The following is an 18879-nucleotide window of genomic DNA, read 5'->3' on the forward strand; positions in this document are numbered from 1 at the left end:
TTATTTGAAGGAAAAAAATGGAAGTAAAAGCCAAGCAATTAGATTCTGTAAATGCTACTGCGAGTGTAAAAATCCCAAGCGCAGCGATTAAAAATGAAGTAGAAAATTTAGCCAAAAAAGCTTCTAAAACGATAAAAATGGACGGATTTCGTCCGGGTAAAGTGCCTGTGAGTGCTGTTTTAAAAAGATACGAGAAAGAATTGATAAGCGATGCGGAGCAAAATCTTTTTAAAAATGCAGTAGATAATGCTTTAAAAGAACTTAAAAAAGAGATAAAAGAGCTTGTTGGTGAGCCTTATTTTGAAAAATTTGACAGAGAAAATGGCGAGATAATTGCCGAACTTATTCTTTCTTTTAAGCCTGAATTAAAGCTTGAGGGTTACGAAAAATGTATCCCAGAATTTAGCACTCCAAAAGTAAGCAAGAAAGAAATTGATGAGAAAAAAAATGAGCTTTTAAAAAGATATGCCACAACTGAAGCGATAAAGACAAAAAGGGCTTTAAAAGAGGGCGATTATGCGAAATTTGACTTTGAGGGTTTTGTAGATGGCAAGGCGTTTGATGGAGGCAAGGCAGAAAATTATGTGCTTGAAATCGGTTCCAAGCAATTTATCCCGGGCTTTGAGGAAGCGATGGTGGGGATGAAAAGTGGCGAGGAAAAAGATATTTCCGTAACTTTCCCTAAAGAATATGGTGCTCCAAATTTAGCAGGAAAAGATGCAATTTTTAAAATCAAGCTTCACGAAATACAAGAACTTAAAATCCCAGAATTAAACGAAGAGCTTCTTAAAAAATTACTTCCAAACGAAGAGAAAGCAAGTGAGGAACTTTTAGAGGAGAAATTAAAAGAGCAAATCAAAAATGAGAAATTGTTTAAATTGATTAATGAAGAATTAAAGGCTAAATTTGCGGATGCATTGATTGAAACTTTTGATTTTGACTTGCCTAAGGGTGTGCTAGAGCAAGAGATTGATATGCAGTTTAGACGAGCTTTTGCGGGTTTTGGTGAGGAAGAGAAAAAAGAAATTCAAAGCGACAAGGATAAATACCAAGCTAAAAGAGATAGCTTTAAAGACGAGGCGAAAAAAAGCGTAAAACTTACTTTCATCGTCGATGAATTAGCCAAGCTTAGAAAGATAGAGGTTAGCGACCAAGAACTTGTTCAAGCTGTGTATTTTGAGGCGTATCGTTACGGATTTAATCCTAAAGAGCATTTGGATAATTATAAAAAGCAAGGGGCTTTACCTGCGGTAAAAATGGCTCTGATTGAAGATAAGCTTTTTAATGATATTTTTATGCCTAAGGAAAAGGCTAAAAAAGAAAAGAAAGAAGATAAATAATGTATATCCCTTATGTGATTGAAAAAACAAGTCGTGGGGAGCGAAGCTATGATATTTACTCACGCCTTTTAAAAGACCGCATTGTAATGCTAAGTGGCGAGATAAATGACGAAGTGGCTTCTTCTATCGTGGCGCAGCTTTTATTTTTAGAAGCGGAGGACCCACAAAAGGACATTTATCTTTATATCAATTCTCCCGGTGGGGTGATAACAAGCGGTTTTAGCATTTATGATACGATGAATTACATTAAGCCCGATATTTGCACTATTTGCATAGGACAGGCTGCTTCTATGGGGGCGTTTTTGTTAAGTTGTGGAACGAAAGAAAAGCGTTTTGCCTTGCCAAATTCGCGCATTATGATTCATCAGCCTTTAGGTGGAGCAAGAGGACAAGCCACAGATATAGAAATTCAAGCGAAAGAAATTTTAAGACTTAAAACCATACTTAATGAAATTTTAGCTAAAAACACAGGGCAAAAAGTCGCAAAAATTTCTAAGGACACTGAAAGAGACTTTTTTATGAGTGCGTTGGAAGCTAAAGAATATGGGCTTATCGATAAGGTTTTGGAAAAGAGCTTTAAGTAGGGTATTGTGGTAAGAAAAATCATCACTTATCCAAATAAAAGGCTTTTTTTAAAGTCCTCTCTTGTGGAGAAATTTGATAAAGAGCTTCACACTTTGCTTGATGATATGTATGACACGATGGTTGCAAGTAGTGGAGTGGGGCTTGCGGCAATTCAGGTGGATGTGCCTTTGAGGGTTTTTATCGTTAATATTATTGACGAAAATGAAGAGCAAAAAAAAGAAGATTTATTAGAAGTTATTAATCCCATCATCACGCCTTTAGATGAGGAGTTTGTCGTTTGCACGGAGGGGTGTTTGAGTGTGCCTGATTTTTTCGAAGAGGTGCAAAGGTATCGTAGAATTTTACTGAAATATCAAGATAGATTCGGTGTAGCTAAAGAGCTTGAGACTGAGGACTTTTTAGCTGTGGCAATTCAGCACGAAAATGACCATTTAGACGGACATTTGTTTATAGAAAAGCTCCCTTTTTCTAAACGCGAAAAATTTAATAAAGAATTTAAAAAGCAGCGTAAAATCAAAAAAACGCAATGAAAAAATTTAAGTGCCTAAGTTTTAGCGAAGAATTAGACCTTATCGATGTAGAAAGCGTTTTTACAAGGGGACTTCCAAGCCTTAGTATAGTGGGTTTGCCAAATTCTGCCATTAAAGAGAGCATTGAGCGCATTAAAGCGACTCTTTTGACTTGCGATTTTTCTTTCCCTGCTAAGAAAATTACCATTAATTTAAGCCCCTCTGGCATCCCTAAAAAAGGCTCACATTTTGACCTTGCCATTGCACTTTTGATTTTGTTGCAAAATGAAGAAAAACTTGAAGATTTTTTCGTCGTAGGGGAGCTTGGGCTTGATGGAAGCATTAAAAGCACCAATGAGCTTTTTTCTTTGCTTTTATTTTTAAGCACTAAGGTTGAAAAAGCAAGGGTCATCGTGCCTAAAAGCCTTGCTTTAAAAGCTTGTATGATACCGAATTTAGAAATTTATGGTTTGGAAAATTTGTTTGAGGCTTTAGAATTTTTTAAGACAAAAAATTATGAAAAATTTAAATTGAGTGCAACGCACCCTCTTTTTACTCAACCCATCTTTATAGAAAATGAACTTTATATTAAAAATGATGAATTTGAGCTTGATTTTATCGATGTTAAAGGGCAAGAACTTGCTAAAAAAGCTTGCATTATCGCTGCTCTTGGTATGCACAATATGCTTTTTGAAGGAAGTGCTGGAAGTGGCAAAAGTATGTGTGCGAAAAGGCTTGTTTATATTATGCCGCCTCAAAGTTTAAGTGAAATTTTAATGCAAAATGCCTATATGTCTTTAAATTCTAAGGATTGTGAATTTGCTAAAAAGCGTGTTTTTAGGCATCCACATCACACCAGCACGAGGGCGAGTATTTTTGGTGGAGGAACGACAAATGCGAAGATAGGCGAAGTGGCTTTGGCAAATGGCGGTGTGCTGTTTTTTGATGAATTTCCGCATTTTTCTAAGCAAGTGATAGAAAGCTTAAGAGAGCCTTTAGAGGATAATGAAATTCACATTTCAAGAGTTAATTCTAAAATCACCTATCAAACTAAATTTGCTTTCATCGCCGCGCAAAATCCTTGCCCTTGCGGAAATTTATTTTCTAAGCATTTTACTTGTGTTTGCACGGAAAATGAAGTGAAAAAATATAAGGCACGCATTTCAACGCCCATTTTAGACAGGATAGACCTCTATGTAGCGATGGACGAGATAGACAAAAATGATAAGTCAAGTTTAAGCTCCGCACAAATGAGCGATTTAGTTTTAGAGGCTTTTAGCTTTTCTAAAAAAAGAGGACAGAAAGAATTTAATGGTAAATTAAAAGATGAGGATTTGAAGCATTTTTGCATTTTGAGCAAAGAGGCTCAAGATGTGCTAGATATGGCTATATCGCGTTTTAAGCTTTCACAACGCTCGATTAATAAAACCTTAAAAGTCGCTAGAAGCTGTGCGGATTTAAAACAAAGCGAAGTGATTGAAAAAAGCCACATTTTAGAGGCTTTGAGTTTTAGGATTAAAGATGTATGAGGGCGCGATTTTAGCACTTTTGCTACTTTTAGTGCTAAGTTTTGGAATTTTTTATAGGATTAAAAAACAAAATGAAATTTTGGCTTTAAAAAAAGAATGCGAAATAAAGCAAGAAAATTTATATAAAATGCTTTCTAAATGCGAAATTTTAGAGGCTTTACTAAAAGAAAAAGAGGTGCAATATAAAGAATTTTCCACCTTGCAATTGAAAGAAAAAGAGAGCTTAAAACAAGAATATGTAAAAAATTTAAACGCCTTAGAGCAAAAGCTAGAAAATAATTTGCAAAAGCAAAATTTAAATTATTTAAATCAAAATAAAATAATGCTTAATGAGGATATCAAAAAGCTTTTGGAAGAAATTTTTGTGCCTGTGAAAAAGAGTGTGAGAGAGTATAGTGAAAGATTAGCCCATAATGAAACCAGCCTTAAAAATAATATCACGCATTTGTTTGAGTATTCTCAAAATATTAAAGCAAATGCCGATAAACTCGCCACTATCCTTAAGGGCGATAAAAAAATTCGCGGGAATTTTGCCGAGCTTCAACTTCAAAATGTTTTAGAAAATAGCGGACTTATCAAAGATGAGCAATACAGACTTCAAGTTGCTTTCAAAAAAGAGGAAAAAAGCTATATCGCCGATGCTATCGTTTTTTTAGAACCGCAAAAAAACATCATCATCGATGCGAAATTTCCCCTGCCAAATGACTTTGATTTTAGCGATTTAAATGAACGCGTTTGTAAAGAACTTGCTTTTAATCTTAAAGAGAGGATTGATGAGCTTGCTAAAAAGCCTTATGCAAAATATGATACTTATACTTATGATTTTGTCTTGCTTTTTATCCCTTATCAAAATCTTTTAGACCTTGCCCTTAGCGTTGATGCCTCGCTCTATCAATACGCTTATAAGAAAAAAATTTATCTCACCACACCTAACACGCTTTTTATGGCACTTAATACCATAAACATCTCGTGGAAGCACATCAAAAGTAATGAAAATATCCTTAAAGCCTTTGATGAGCTTGGCAAATTTCACGATAAATTTGTGGGAGTTTTGGAGGATTTTACCAAGCTTCAAAATGCAAGTAAAAGTCTTAATGCTCAAATAGAAAATATGCAAAATAAGCTTTTCTCAGGCACAGGAAATTTAAGCACGAGAGTTGTTAAGCTTAAAGAATTAGGCGCTAAAACGCAAAAAAGTTTAGAAAAATGGAGCGAGGAATGAAAGCTGTTGTGAAAGAGAGCGCTAGTCTTGACTTAAGGGCGATGAATTTGGGGCTTGATGAGCTTGTCTTAATGGAAAATGCTGGAATTGCTTTGGCGAATTTGATTAAAAAAAATACAAAAAAGCTTAGAAATAAAAAGGTGCTTTTTTTACTTGGTGGGGGGAATAATGCAGCCGATGGGCTTGTAGCTTTGCGTCATCTAAAAAAAGCTAAGGCTTATAAAATGGGCTTTAAAGAAAATAAGATGTTTGCAAAACAAGAGCAAATTTTAAAAAATTATGAGCTTTCTTTTCTTGTTAAAGAGCCTAAAATCAAACATTATGGGGTGATAGTGGATTGTATTTTTGGAAGTGGTTTTAGGGGTGCGTTAGATGAGAAAACGACAAATTTTTTAAGAAAAATCAACAAAAGTAAAGCCCTTAAAATCGCCTGTGATGTGCCGAGTGGTTTGGGAAGTGCGTTTTGCTTTAAGGCGGATATTACCCTTAGTATGGGGGCGTTTAAAGAACTCTTACTTGAGGACTTTACAAAGGAATTTGTGGGGCGACTTAAACTTGCAAAACTTGGAATTTCGCATAAACTTTTTAGTGGCGAAGTTAAGACTTATTTGCTTAAAAAAAAAGATTTAAGGTTAATTAAAAGAAAAATAAGTGCTAATAAGGGCGATTATGGGCATATCGCCATAGTGGGAAATGGTGGAGCGGCGAATTTAGCAGGACTTGCGGCTTTAAATTTTGGTGCCGGGTTGGTCTCTCTTATAGGACAAAAGGCAAATTCTGCACTTTTGATGGAAAAAGAAGAGCTAAATGCGAATTTTAGCGTGGCAGCTCTTGGGATGGGGCTTTTAAATTTAGAGCTTTTAAAAGATAAAAATTTAAGCAAAATGCCTTTAATTTTAGACGCTAATGCTTTTTTAGATGAGGCTATTTTACCTTTTTTACAAAGAGAAGATGTGGTTTTGACCCCACATCCTAAGGAATTTACAAGACTTTTTAAAATATGCTTTAATGAGGATTTAAGTGTGGAAAAATTGCAAAAAAATCGCTTTTTTTATGTGGAAAAATTCACACAAATTTATCCTTGCGTTTTGGTTTTAAAGGGGGCAAATACCATCATCGCGCAAAAAGATAGGCGATTTGTTGTAAATCTTGGTAATGCAAATTTGGCAAAGGGTGGAAGTGGCGATGTATTAGCAGGGATGATAGCCACGCTTTTAGGAGCTAAATTTAGCCCTTTAAAAGCAGCGAAAAATGCCGTCTTAGCACACGCTTTAGTCGCGAGAAAATACAAATTTAACGCAAATAGCTTTGATGCTTTAAAACTGATAAAGGGGTTAAAATGCTTATAAAACTTGCTGTGCTTTTTAGTGGAAATGGAAGTAATTTAGAAAACATACTTAGCAAACTTCATCAAAAAACTTTTGGTAAGAATACTTTTGAGGTGGTGCTTTGCTTGTGTAATAAAAAAGAAGCTTATGGCATTAAAAGAGCTAGGAAATTTGGGCTTGAAAGTGTGATTGTCGAGCATCAAAATTATAAGAGTCGTGAGGAATTTGATAAGGCTGTGGTTGAAAAGATAAAAGAGAGTGGGGCGGACTTGACGATTTTGGCGGGTTTTATGCGAATTTTAAGTCCTGTTTTTACGCAAAATATTAAGGCGGTTAATCTTCATCCCTCTCTTTTACCTCTTTTTAAAGGTGCAAATGCCATAAAGCAAAGTTATGAAAGCGATATGAAAGTCGCTGGTGTGAGTGTGCATTGGGTCAGTGAGGAGCTTGACGGCGGGAAAATCATCGCACAAAAGGCTTTTGAAAAGAAAAATCTAACTTATGAGGAATTTGAGGAAAAAATTCACGCTTTGGAGTATGAATTACTACCCCAAAGCGTCATTGAGCTTTTTTGCAAAAATTTATAGCCCCCACAAAAGAGCGTGGGGGTTAATAAAGAAAACTAGAACTTCTTCTTCTTCACATCTTCAAGGATATTATTTGCTATATCACTAACATTATTAGAGATGATAGCACTTTCATTAGCTATTTCTACATTATCTTTAGTGGTTTGGTCGATTTGAGCTACACTTTCATTGATTTGAGTGATACCTGCAGTTTGCTCTTTAATACTTTCTGCCATATCATTGATAGATTGAACGAGAAGGTTAGTGTTTGCTTCTATCTCACTTAAAGACTTTTGGGTTCTTTCAGCTAGTTTTCTAACTTCATCAGCCACAACGGCAAAGCCTCTTCCGTGTTCTCCTGCTCTTGCAGCTTCTATGGCAGCATTTAAAGCTAGAAGATTGATTTGGTCAGCTATATCACCTATAATGCTTGTTACATTTTTAATCTCTTCACTTTGAGTGATAACATCACTTGTCTTTTGAGAGACATTTTGCATAGAGGAAGTAATCTCTTCTAAAGCAGCAGCTGTTTCTTCTAAAGAAGCTGCTTGAGAATTTGAACTTGTTGTTAAGTTTTGCACAGCGTTTTGAAGTTTGGAGCTTTCATTGGCTAAAGAATTTGCAAAATCTGAGCTTTGTTTTAGCATTTTGATGATTTCTTCGCCTAAGGTATTAGTTGTTACTTCTACACTACCTGTTGCATCTTCAATTCTATTTCTAAAGTCAAGTCTTTTAAATTCTTCAAAGATAGAATGAATTTTATTCATATCTTTACCCACTCTAGCTTGTAAAACATCAAGAATATTATTTAAAACATTTTTGAGTTCTATAAGTTGTGGGTTTCTAGGATTAGCTGTGATTCTTGCAGTGAGGTTACCATTTTCTACTATGCCTACTGTTTCTACGCTTTCTTTGACGGCTTGTTTATCTTGGTCAAGTCCTTGTTTAGTTGCAAGGATATTTTCATTAAGCATTTTGCCTATCGCACCTAGTTCATCGTCGGCATTTATTTTTATGATGTGTGGCTCTACCTTTTCGTGATTTAAGAAACGGAACAGAGTTTCTAAAGATTTCACAAGGATAGGAAGTCTAGCCCCTATAATCACTCTAACGCAATAATAAACTACGGCGATTACGGCGATTAAGAAGATAATCCCTATCGCAACGAAAATAAATTGCATTTTATATAAAGGTGCTAAAACTGAGGCTTTTGGTGCTGTGGTTAATATACTCCATTTACTAGAATTATCTAGCGTTGTAAAAGAAGCTATGGCGACAAAACTTTCTTCCCCAGATGAAGAAGTGTAGTTTTCAAAAAGAAAATCTTTATTTTCCTTAACGGCATTTACAATTTCTTTTGTTTGCGGACTAGAGCTAATTTCAGCTAAATTTTTAAGTAGTAAAGATAAATTTGTGCTATGAACTGCCACGGTGCTATCTTCACTAAGCAAGACTCTAATATTACCATCATACAAATCCAAAATAGGGTCCATTAGTGTCGTTGAAAAACTTTGTAAGTCAAAAACAAATCCCACGCAACCTATATATTTGCCATTTGTGTCAAATACTGGCATAGCGATATTAACACCTATAAATTCACCACGCCCCATGTCAAGTTTAGCAGGAACTCCTACATAAACTTTGTCATAATCCGCAGTTTTAGCTTCATTACGAATTCTTTGAACGACTGGGAAAGATTTGATTTTTTCAGAAAATTGCAGGGTTTCTATGCCACCGGATTTTTCCACAGCTGTATCCACAAATTCCATACCAAAAGTGCCTTTTTCGCTTCTATATTGTTTTTTCACATTAGTATCGCCAAGTATCGCACTATCTTCTAAAAGGAAAAAGGCAAAAGTGGCTTCACTAGAGGAATCAAAGGTATTTTTTATAACATTTTCCACATCGTTAAAGTCAAATCCGTTTTTACGAATATCTTCATTTATCGTTCTTGAGGCGGACTTAACCAAAGCGATAGTTTCGTTAAGCTTTGCTTCTATGTAGTTTGCGTAGCGTTTGGAAGCTTGCATTAAAACCTTATCCATTTGCTCTTTCATATTTGAAGAGACCTGAACGGAAGTAAGGGAGATAAAGGCTATCACGCCTATGATGACTGTAATTGCCACGGATAAAATAAGCTTTAAGCCTATATTGAGGGATTTAAACATTGTAAAGCCTTTCTTTAAAATCAAATGATTAATTTTAACAAAAAAAAAAAAATAAAACTTAAGAATAAAAATTTGGCATTGTTTTAAGATACAAAGCGTTTTATAAAATTCATTATAATCTAAGGAATTTTAAATTAAGGCGTTTTGATGATAGTGGATAAAAGCTATTTTATAGATGGGGTTGATGATGTGGAGCTTGGCATCAAAAGAGAATCTAAACTTGAATACCGCGTAAGTTATGATGATAGTAAGGACATTAAGGCTTTTGTGTTTTTAATCGGTGGATTTGGTGCAAATGCTAATATGAATTTTTTTGATTTTGAGCGTAAAAGCGTGGCAAAAGAACACCCCGTGTGCGTGGTGCAGCCGCTATATCATTGTTTTTGTGCGAGGATAGGCGTGGTAGAGCCTTATAACCCTGCCATAATACCAAATGCTAAAGATATAGAAAATTTGCAAAATATCTTACAAATTTGCAAGATTGACGCTAGGGTTGATGTGGAAAATTACACTAAGTTTTTTTCCTTGATAGATGAGCGTTTGCAAGAATTTAAAGAGGCTGGGGAGCTTGATGCGAATTTTATGGTGCATTTGGGTTGCGATTTTGTGCCTAAAAATGGAGATTATCAAAATTATGGCATTATGCCAGCTCTTGATATCATCAATGTCGCTAAAGATGCCTCATTAAAGCTTCCTCATTTTGCAAATTTGCCTAAAATTTATGTGGGAGGGAGTTACGGGGGCTATTTGGCTATGCTTTGTGCGAAAATCGCTCCTTTTTATGTCGATGGTGTTTTGGATAATAGTGGGGTCGTTTTGCCTTGGTTACCGCATATTCTAGGGCGTGAGACGGGGGTTCCTGAATTTATAATTAATGGAAAGCATTATGTGCTTGCTTGTTTTGTGAAGAAATTTTGGACAAAAGATGAAAATTCGCCCTATTATTTTTCCAACGCAAATTATTATGCAAGGACGATTTTAAATACTAAGCATCTTCAAACTCTCGCCGAAAAATCTAAAAAGACAATTTTCGTGCATTATCACTCAAATTTAGATGATGGCGCTCCAGTGGAGCAAAAGATGGAATTAAGCCAGACGCTTAAAAATTTAGGTTTTGATGATACGCTGCATTTGATAAAAGATGAAAACGATTTAGACGGACGCACGATAAAAAGCCTAGAACACGGACTTAGAATGAGCGATAAGGCTTTGTGTCGCAGAGAGCTTCCTAAAATTTTGGAAAAATTACAAGGAAGACAAACGCCTATGGCAGAAGATAGTGAAATAAGCTATGAGTGTGAGGACAAGCTCTTTACTTTTAAAGATACACGGGGGGGGGGGGGTATGCGCTTGACATTACAAATTTAAGCTAAAATGCGAAAAATTTTGAAAGGCAGATTTAATGAAAGCATTTTTACACATCGGCACGACAAATTCGGGTAATCAAGAAAAACAAGGCTTTTTAATGCAAAATGAAGCCTTGCTTTTAAAAAAAGGCTTTATCTACCCTAAAAGCTTACGCGTGGCAAATAGGCACTGGGCTTTGGTGGATATGGTTTTAGAGCTTGTGAAAAAGGAAAATTTGAGCCAAAATGTTTTAGAGGATTTGGAAAATGAAAGGCTTCTTAGGGCTTTAGAGAATTTTAAAGAAGAGATAAAAGAGCATAGGGACAAAACTTTCATCTTTTCAGCAGAGGGCATAGTGTGGGACTTCCCAACACGCCGCCATATCGAAATTTTAGAAAATATAATGCGAAATTTGGGCTTTGATGAGGTGAAAATCATTGTGTATTTTAGAAATACTTTGGATTATTTAAATTCACACTGCTCTCAAGATTATAAAAACAATATGGGCTTTTACTCGGGCGACTTTGCCCCCGATAAGCACCCAAGAAAGCATATATTTGACTACGCACAAATCGTAAAAGACCACGAAGCGGTGTGGGGGGAGGAAAATATCATCGTGAGGCTTTTAAGGCAAGACTATGTAGGGGGGACTATGCTTAAGGACTTTACATATCACTTAGGCATAGAGTGGGACGATGATTTCTCGCTGAAGCAACATAAAAATGAAAGCTTTAATTTGCTTGGCATAGAACTTCAATCAAGACTCAATAAAAAAGACATAGGCGGGAATTTCAACTCACTGCTTTACATCTCAAGGAAGCATTTTGAGGGTGTGAAAGAGGATAGGCTTAAATTTAGAGTGCAAAAGGACATCGCTAAGGCTTATGTGGATTATTACGCGCCCTCACTAGAGTGGGTAAGGGCGAAGTATTTTCCGCACAAAACATATCTTTTTGAGCCTGTTAATTGGGACGCGTATAAGGAAAATCCTCATTTAGAGCATATCACGCAAGAAGATTGGGATAAGGTGGTCGATTTTTTCACCGAGCTTTTGCAGTCTAAAAACGCGGTAATAGAATCTTTAAAAAAGCAAAGATAGGGGGGCAAAACGCCCCTTTGCTTGGGAGTGGCGACTTATCTTAAAAAGCAAGTTCTAGCATTTTTTTAATGCTAGTGAAATTTTCAAAATTTTCCGCATTGATAAATTCAGCCTTTAAAGGCTTACCATAATGCTTTTCAATCTCCGCCACCAAAGCCATAATGTCAATGCTATCAATCACATCATCGCTTACGAGGTTGTCCATATTTTCATCGATGTCTGTTCTTTCTATATTGATGAAAAACTGCTTAATTTGTTCCATTTTTACTCCTTTAATGCGGTATTATAAAATAAAATGATTAATTGATACAATTCACCCTATCTTGGTCGCTATCGCCTTTAAAAAAAGCAGCATTTTTCTTCTTGCTTGTAAGGGCGAAAAAAACGCAGACATTTTGCTTTAAAAAAGGCTCGTAATAAACAGGCAAAATTTCATCTTCATTTGCCAAAACAAAGCCCATTTTTAAAAAATACTCTTTTCTTGGCACGAAGCAAAGCAAACTTACAAATTCGCATTTTCTTTTTTGTAAAAGCTCCACAAAAGCAGCGCGTAAATCGCCCTTTAAATTCCCACAAAAATCCACTATCAGCATTACCCTAGCTTTTTCAATTTGTATCACTCTAGTAAAAAACACGGCTTTTAAGCTCTCATCTTTAAAAACGCCCAAGGCTTCGTATTTGTAAAAGGGGTGCTTTAAATAGCGGTTGGTAAAATAAGCCTTGCTTTTTTGCGGGGCAAAATGGCATTTAAGAGCGGAGCTTTTAAACTCTTTAAGACCAAGTTTTTTTAAGCTAAATTTGGATTTTTTAAGGGGTGGATTTTGCTTAAAAACGGCAAGTTTGAAGCTTTTTTTATACTCATTTTTGATATAAAAATGATAAAGTGCATCCACTTTGTCATAAAAAAGTTTGCAAAATTTAATGGAATCGCCAGAAAGTCCAGCCGTTGAGGTATTTTTTATTTTAAAAAATTCAAAAAGATAGCGGTAAAGTTTAAGTCCTAGCGAAGGGCAGGTTTTTTTAACACTCCAAATCGAAGTGAAAATCCACTTATCTTTTAAATTTACATCATACTGACTAAGAAGAGTAAAGCCTAAAATCCCATCAAATTCCCTCGTTTGCTCGTTGTAGGCTACTAGGATATTATAACGACAATTTTTGCGGTCAAGATATTGAAAATCAAGCACCTCGCGAGATAGCACAAAGATGTGATTTGCTCTCCATTCTTTAGCAATATAGTCTTGCAAAAGCCCCACCTCATCAATGCGGCAAAATCTTAACTGATGTTTCATCCCATACTCGCTTTTCCAAATTTAAAGGCATTGCAGTCAAAGCGGCTTAGAGTGAGAGGGTTTAGCCGTAAGTCCGCCGCGTCAATGTCCTTTTTATACTCTTCTAAGCTCACAAAGGCAAAATCTACCCCAAAGCTCTGCAAAATAGCCTTTGAATGATAGCTAAATTCTCCATAAGGATAGCAAAAAGTGCGAAGAGGGGGATTTAAAAAGCTTAAAATTTCAAAGGATTTTTTGACCTCGTTCGCTTCTTCCTTGGCGTTTAAATTTAAAAAATTAATGTGCGCGTGGGCGTGGCTGCCTATGAGCATTTTATTTTCAATCATTATTTTAAGCTCTTCGTGGTTAAGATAATAATCCTTATAAATTTGTGCCTCACTCAAGCCGCATTTTTTCACTAGTGCCGCGATAACTTCATCTTTGAGCTCTTCTTTGATGTGATAATTAAGCAAAAGTTTAAATTGCTTTACCGCCTCATCATCGTCAAGCAAATCGTAATAATCTGCAAATAAATACGCCTTTTCACCCTCAAAGGCTTCAGGGCCAGCAAGATTTAAGGCTAAGTCTAAGAGCTTCCCCCCCCCCCCGTATTTGCCGATGAGATAGTGGATTTTATGCACATTTAAAGCCCTTTTTTGCTCCAAAACTAAAGTCGGCATAAAGAAAATTCCCAAAGCCTTTCTTTTTAAAAGCTCAGGAAAAACGAGGCTAAAATGCTCTTTTAAGCCATCATCAAAGGTGAGTAAAATTTTATTTTTAAGCTCACTTATAAAATCAGGCTCTTTTTTAAGCCGACAAAAGTCCTCAAAACTTACAAGCCCGAAATTTTTCTCAAAAAAGTCTAATTGCTTTTTAAAATTCTCAAAAGAAAGATAGCGAAAAAAGGGCAAATCCTTTACATTCTTTCTTATATAATGATACATTATGATTTTCATTGTTTATTCTCCTAAAATAATATGCTCTACTTCTTTTTTAGCAGATTCTAGAATCTCTTTTGCTTCTTGCTGCAAGGCTTTTTTGCTCTTTCTTTAAACCCAGAAGTAATCCAAACATAAGAAGCAAGCTCTGTGGTCGCATAGCTAAAGGCTTGTTCTACTGCTCCACCAAATTCACGATCGGAAAGGTCTTGTTTCTTACACTCAACGACAATATAAGGAGCTTCGCATTTTTCATCACTAAATACGATAATATCAGCCTCTTTTGTAGAGCCTCCCATTTTCACAGAATCAAAAAGCTTGATACGCTCCACAGGATAGCCATATTGCAAAACTAGCTTTAAAAATGCTATGGTTTGGACCTGTTCTTCAGGATTAGTGTATTTGCGTCTTTTATCTTGGCAGTAATAAGTGATAAATTCTTTATTTTCATCAAAAGCGATGAGTTTTTTTGTAATCCCTTCGTTTAATAAATCTTGCTCAAAATTACTCATTTATATTTTTCACCTTTCACTGCTTTCTTCCACTTCTAGCTTTTTCAAACTGCATAAATTTCAGCTTACAAACGATAGGGATTTTTAAATTTTATCATTTAAAATTTTTCTATCTATCTTACCATTAGCATTAAGGGCGAATTTTTCCACCCTTACAAAGCTTGAGGCTATCATATAGCTTGGGAGTTTTTGCTTACAAAAAGCTTTTAAATTTAATTCCCCATCGCTTTCATAAAAGGCGATGATTTGCTCGTTTTTAAAAATGCAAGCGCTATTTTTAATCTTTTCGTGCGAATTTAGCACCGCTTCTATCTCGCCAAGCTCTATTCTATGCCCTTTGAATTTGATTTGATTATCCACGCGTCCATAGCATAAAAGCTCACCAAACTCATTATAAGCGACAATGTCCCCTGTTTTATAAAGTAAGTCTAAAAAATTATGATGCAAAGGGTTTTGGATAAAAGCCCCATTTGTCTTTTCTTTATCGTTGTAATATCCTAAAGAAAGGCTTGTCCCCCTTACAAAAAGTTCGCCTTTTTTTCCTACTTCATCAGGCTTTATTAAATTCTTATTTTCATCAAAAACTAAAAGCTCTGTATTTTCACACGCCTTTCCTATGGGTAAAAGCTCTTCGTCTTTAAAGGCTCTATCAACCTTATAAAAGCAGCAAACATCGGTAATTTCAGTTGGTCCGTAGAGGTTAGCAAAACTAGCATTTAAATTTTTTCTCCAGTAATTTAACTGCTTATTTGGCATAATTTCTCCGCAAAAAAGCACTTTTTTAAGCTTTTCAAGTTTGAAATTTTCTAAAGCCTGTGTATTGGCAAAATAAATCAAAACCGATGGCACCCAAAAGATAGTGTTGATGTGTTCTTTTTCGAGGTATTCTAGCACCTTAAGAGGAAAGGCAAAAAGCGAATTTGGCACTAAATGCACACTGCCACCTTCTTTAATGGTAGGGAAAATGTCTAAGATAGAATTGTCAAAATAAAGCGGGGCTTGGTTGGCTAAATTTGAGTTTTCATCAAAGTCAAATTCCTCACTCACCCAAAACGCATAATCAATCACACTTTTATGGCTTATACTTACTCCCTTAGGCATTCCTGTGCTGCCACTTGTGAAAAAGACATAAAGCAAATTTGTATCAATATGCTTTTCTCTTGCTAGTTTTAAAGCCTCTTCATCACTTTCATAATCTTCAAAATTCTCCGTGTAAAGCGTAGGTAAATCAAGAGTAAAATTAAGGCTTTTAGAAGTAATAAAAGCTTTAGGTTTTAAGACTTTACAGATTTTTTGCACCCTTTCTAAGGGCATTTTTTCATCTAAGAGTGTGTAAAAATTCCCACTTTTTGCCACTCCAAAAAAGCTAATGAGCGTGTTAATGCTTTTTGGTAAGATGATTAAAACAGGGCTTTGAGTGGGCGATTTTGGCAAGGTTTTTAAAAGTTTGCTTGCAAGTTTTTTGCTTAAAACATCAAATTCCTCATAAGTCAAACTTTTCCCATCCACTTCTTTAAAAAGCATTTTTTGCGGAAATTTCTTTACACTTTTTTGTAAAAAATCATCAATGTGGCGTATCATTTGCACTCCTTTACTTCTTTAAGCACTTCAAAAAGGCTTTCTTTTACAAATTCCGCATCTTTTAGGCTCATTTCTTGATGACAAGGGATACTTAGCTCGGCTTTGTAAAAATTATCCACATTTTCGAGGCGTAAATTTCCAAGCATATTTTTGTAAAAACTAAATTCATAAGTAGGCTTATAATGCACCTGCACACCTATGCCTTTTTTCAGCAAAGCAGAAAAAATTTCCTCTTTAGAGCAGTAAAACTCAGGATATAAAAGTATGGGGTAAAGATGCCTTGAGCTTTTTTTATGTGGTGCGATTTTAAGCGTGGAGAAATAAGGATTTTTCTCAAATTCCTTATCATAAAAAGCGGCAATTTGCTCTCTTTTTTCTAAATTCTTATCTAGCTTTGCGAGTTGATTTATCCCCAAAGCACAAGCGACATCACTTAAGCGGTAGTTAAAGCCAAGCTCGAAACTATCGCTATCCCATAGCCTTTTTTTGACTATGGCGTGACTTCTTAGCCTTTTGATGTGTTCTATCATCTCTTCATCATCACTTAGCACAGCCCCGCCCTCAAAAGTGGTTATGGGCTTTACAGGGTGAAAGGAAAATACGCTCAAAGTGGCAAAAGAGCCGACTTTTTTGCCACGAAACTCAGCTCCCAAAGCGTGAGAGGCGTCATCAAGCAAAGGTAGGTTAAATTCCTTACAAAGCGTAGCAATCTCATCTATCTCAACGCTTTGCCCAGCAAAATCCACAACCGCCACCGCACCGATATTTTCACAGCTTTTTTCAAGCCTAGTCCTAAGTTTTTTCGCGTCTATGTTTCCATCAAGCCCTATATCTACAAACTCTACTTTTGCTCCTGCCATTAAAGCAGCATTTGCCGTAGCGATGAAGGTAAGGGGCGTGGTGAGGACGATTTTATCTTTCACATTTAAAGCAAGATAGGCTAAATGCAAAGCCGAAGTAGCCGAATTTAGCACACAAGCAGCCTTTACGCCTACATAAGCGCACAGAGCTTTTTCAAATTCATCGACCTTTGCCCCGCAGGTTAAAAAGTCTTCTTTTAAAGCTTTGACGACGACTTCAATGTCATCTTGAGTGATGTTTTGATGAGAATAACTAAGCATTTAAAAAACCTCAGTGTGATTGATGATATCTAAAAGCTCTTTTTCACTCGCCCAAGAGGGATTATTATCCGAGCTGTAAGAAAAGCCATTTGGCACTTTTTCACCCTTTTCGCCAAGGGCATTTATGCTAAAATCCGTATGCGTGTCAATAAATTTAATGCTAGGGCTTATGGCGTAGTAGTTTTCAAACTCATAAGTTAAATGACTATCATCACTTGAAATCATAATCTCGTGTAGCTTTTCCCCTGCTCTTATGCCTATGATTTTATGCGCTAAATTTGGTGCTAAAGCGTGGGCTAAATCAACGATTTTCATTGAGGGAATTTTAGGGATAAAAATTTCGCCTCCGTGCATTCTTTCAAAATTGCTTAACACGAATTTCACGCCATTTTCTAGGCTTATCCAAAAGCGAGTCATTCTAGAATCTGTGATAGGAAGCTCATTTGCCCCCTCGCTAATGAGTTTTTTAAAAAATGGCACCACAGAACCTCTTGAGCCTACGACATTACCATACCTTGTAACGCTAAAGCGGGTGTGATTTGCCCCTGCCATATTATTTGCTGCGACAAAAAGCTTATCACTAGCTAGCTTAGTCGCGCCGTATAAATTTACGGGATTACAAGCCTTATCCGTGCTTAGGGCTATGCACTTTTTCACGCCGTTTTCAAAACAAGCATCAATGACATTTTGTGCGCCGTGAATGTTGGTTTTAATGCACTCCATAGGGTTATATTCAGCTATTGGCACATGTTTCATTGCCGCAGCGTGTATGATAAAATCGACATCTTTAGTCGCTTTTTTAAGCCTCTCTTTATCCCTCACATCGCCGATGAAATACCGCATACAAGGGGCGTTAAATACACTTGCCATTTCAAATTGCTTTAACTCATCACGGGAATAAATGATGATTTTCTTAGGCTTATAATTTTGTAATAAAACTTTAGTATAAGTCTTGCCAAACGAACCTGTTCCGCCTGTGATTAAAATAACTTTATTATTAAACATTTCACTGCCTTCATTTCAATATCTCTTAAAACCCAGCAAAAAGCGTTCCAGCTTTGAATTTTTAAATTTGTTTATAAATTTGCGTTAAAATTCATTTATTTGTTAAGGAAAAATGATGAAGGTATTATTAATCAAAGATGTTAAAAGTCTAGGAAAGGCTGGAGAGGTCAAGGAAGTCAAGGACGGCTATGGGCAGAATTTTCTCATCGCTAAGGGTTTTGCTAAAGCCGCTACAACTGAAGTTTTAAGAAAATATGAAAGTGATAAGAAAAAAGAAGCGGAAAATTTGCGTTTTGAACTTGCAAATTTGGAAAAGCTTAAAAGCGAACTTGCCAAAGTTACGCTTACAATTTCTAAGCCTGTGGGGGCAAATGGTAGTTTGTTTGGTGGGGTTACAAAAGAAGATATCGCTCAAGCCCTTAAAAATCAAACAAGTATCGAGCTAGACAAGAAAAGTTTAGAGTGTGAGACAATTAAAAATCTAGGTTTGCATACTATCAGCGTAAAGCTAGGACACGCAATTCACGCGGAATTTAAGCTAGAAGTCAAGGCACAGAAGTGATAACCAAAGACAACCTAAAAGAAGTCTTAGAAATTTTAAATTTTAAGCCAAAAGGGCAGATTTATACAAAAAGCTACACAAACAACGCAAAAATAGAAGTGGATTTCGTCGCGCAAAAGATTAGCTATGAACCCATAAACGACAAATTCAAAGGGGAGGGCAAAAAGCTAGAATCTAAAAATGCAAATATCTATAC

18 protein-coding genes are annotated in these 18879 nt (G+C 36.0%); 10 read left to right on the forward strand and 8 right to left on the reverse strand.

The genetic code is table 11. From position 1 onward, the window contains the following. The first annotated feature begins 17 nt into the window (after positions 1–17). From tig to purN, 7 genes are read left to right on the forward strand one after another with little or no spacing between them, the layout of a single operon-like run. Positions 18–1340, forward strand: coding sequence for a trigger factor (gene tig / locus CHELV3228_RS01515; RefSeq protein ID WP_082199223.1), 1323 nt, complete (start codon positions 18–20; stop codon positions 1338–1340). Beyond that, positions 1340–1924 carry an ATP-dependent Clp endopeptidase proteolytic subunit ClpP gene (clpP, locus tag CHELV3228_RS01520; protein WP_082199224.1) on the forward strand — a complete coding sequence of 195 codons (585 nt, stop codon included), beginning with the start codon at positions 1340–1342 and terminating at the stop codon, positions 1922–1924. Before tig ends, clpP begins: the two co-directional genes overlap by 1 nt. A 6-nt stretch (positions 1925–1930) precedes the next feature. After that, the gene (gene def / locus CHELV3228_RS01525; RefSeq protein WP_082199225.1) at positions 1931–2455 is read left to right on the forward strand and encodes a peptide deformylase; all 525 of its coding nucleotides are present in this window, start codon (positions 1931–1933) and stop codon (positions 2453–2455) included. Continuing rightward, complete coding sequence (locus CHELV3228_RS01530; protein WP_082199226.1) at positions 2452–3963, forward strand: YifB family Mg chelatase-like AAA ATPase; 1512 nt, start codon at positions 2452–2454, stop codon at positions 3961–3963. The genes def and CHELV3228_RS01530 overlap by 4 nt, the downstream gene beginning before the upstream one ends. Further along, complete coding sequence (locus CHELV3228_RS01535; RefSeq protein WP_082199227.1) at positions 3956–5185, forward strand: DNA recombination protein RmuC; 1230 nt, start codon at positions 3956–3958, stop codon at positions 5183–5185. The genes CHELV3228_RS01530 and CHELV3228_RS01535 overlap by 8 nt, the downstream gene beginning before the upstream one ends. After that, positions 5182–6534 carry an NAD(P)H-hydrate dehydratase gene (locus tag CHELV3228_RS01540; protein ID WP_082199228.1) on the forward strand — a complete coding sequence of 451 codons (1353 nt, stop codon included), beginning with the start codon at positions 5182–5184 and terminating at the stop codon, positions 6532–6534. The genes CHELV3228_RS01535 and CHELV3228_RS01540 overlap by 4 nt, the downstream gene beginning before the upstream one ends. Next, the gene (gene purN / locus CHELV3228_RS01545) at positions 6525–7100 is read left to right on the forward strand and encodes a phosphoribosylglycinamide formyltransferase (RefSeq protein ID WP_082199229.1); all 576 of its coding nucleotides are present in this window, start codon (positions 6525–6527) and stop codon (positions 7098–7100) included. The genes CHELV3228_RS01540 and purN overlap by 10 nt, the downstream gene beginning before the upstream one ends. A gap of 35 nt (positions 7101–7135) precedes the next feature. Here purN and CHELV3228_RS01550 read toward each other — a convergent pair whose 3' ends face one another. Then, positions 7136–9247: a methyl-accepting chemotaxis protein gene (locus tag CHELV3228_RS01550; protein ID WP_082199230.1), complete on the reverse strand. Its 2112-nt coding sequence runs from the start codon at positions 9245–9247 to the stop codon at positions 7136–7138. 147 nt (positions 9248–9394) lie between these two features. Here CHELV3228_RS01550 and CHELV3228_RS01555 point away from each other — a divergent pair, with 147 nt between their 5' ends. Then, positions 9395–10615: a DUF2920 family protein gene (locus CHELV3228_RS01555; protein WP_082199231.1), complete on the forward strand. Its 1221-nt coding sequence runs from the start codon at positions 9395–9397 to the stop codon at positions 10613–10615. 34 nt (positions 10616–10649) lie between these two features. Beyond that, positions 10650–11693, forward strand: a complete 1044-nt coding sequence (locus CHELV3228_RS01560; RefSeq protein ID WP_082199232.1) for an acyl carrier protein — start codon at positions 10650–10652, stop codon at positions 11691–11693. 40 nt (positions 11694–11733) lie between these two features. Here CHELV3228_RS01560 and CHELV3228_RS01565 read toward each other — a convergent pair whose 3' ends face one another. The 7 genes from CHELV3228_RS01565 to pseB all read right to left on the reverse strand — a co-directional run bounded on the left by CHELV3228_RS01565 (position 11734) and on the right by pseB (position 18121). Further along, positions 11734–11955, reverse strand: coding sequence for a phosphopantetheine-binding protein (locus tag CHELV3228_RS01565; protein ID WP_082199233.1), 222 nt, complete (start codon positions 11953–11955; stop codon positions 11734–11736). A gap of 37 nt (positions 11956–11992) precedes the next feature. Next, positions 11993–12985 (reverse strand): hypothetical protein, encoded by a 993-nt coding sequence (locus CHELV3228_RS01570; RefSeq protein WP_082199234.1) that lies wholly within the window; start codon positions 12983–12985, stop codon positions 11993–11995. Further along, positions 12982–13920, reverse strand: coding sequence for a polysaccharide deacetylase family protein (locus CHELV3228_RS01575; RefSeq protein WP_082199235.1), 939 nt, complete (start codon positions 13918–13920; stop codon positions 12982–12984). Before CHELV3228_RS01575 ends, CHELV3228_RS01570 begins: the two co-directional genes overlap by 4 nt. A 47-nt stretch (positions 13921–13967) precedes the next feature. Further along, positions 13968–14414, reverse strand: a complete 447-nt coding sequence (locus CHELV3228_RS01580; protein WP_082199236.1) for a type I restriction enzyme HsdR N-terminal domain-containing protein — start codon at positions 14412–14414, stop codon at positions 13968–13970. An 84-nt stretch (positions 14415–14498) separates the two neighbouring features. Then, a complete protein-coding gene (locus tag CHELV3228_RS01585) occupies positions 14499–15995 on the reverse strand; it encodes an amino acid adenylation domain-containing protein (RefSeq protein ID WP_082199237.1) in 1497 nt (498 codons plus the stop codon). Beyond that, positions 15992–17116, reverse strand: coding sequence for a UDP-4-amino-4,6-dideoxy-N-acetyl-beta-L-altrosamine transaminase (gene pseC, locus CHELV3228_RS01590; RefSeq protein WP_082199238.1), 1125 nt, complete (start codon positions 17114–17116; stop codon positions 15992–15994). The genes CHELV3228_RS01585 and pseC overlap by 4 nt, the downstream gene beginning before the upstream one ends. Next, entirely contained in the window at positions 17117–18121 is a 1005-nt protein-coding gene (gene pseB / locus CHELV3228_RS01595) for a UDP-N-acetylglucosamine 4,6-dehydratase (inverting) (RefSeq protein ID WP_082199239.1), read from the reverse strand. Between the two features lie 115 nt (positions 18122–18236). Here pseB and rplI point away from each other — a divergent pair, with 115 nt between their 5' ends. After that, entirely contained in the window at positions 18237–18683 is a 447-nt protein-coding gene (gene rplI / locus CHELV3228_RS01600; RefSeq protein WP_082199240.1) for a 50S ribosomal protein L9, read from the forward strand. Positions 18684–18879 lie beyond the last annotated feature (196 nt).

It is taken from the genome of Campylobacter helveticus (assembly GCF_002080395.1).
Classification (GTDB): domain Bacteria; phylum Campylobacterota; class Campylobacteria; order Campylobacterales; family Campylobacteraceae; genus Campylobacter_D; species Campylobacter_D helveticus.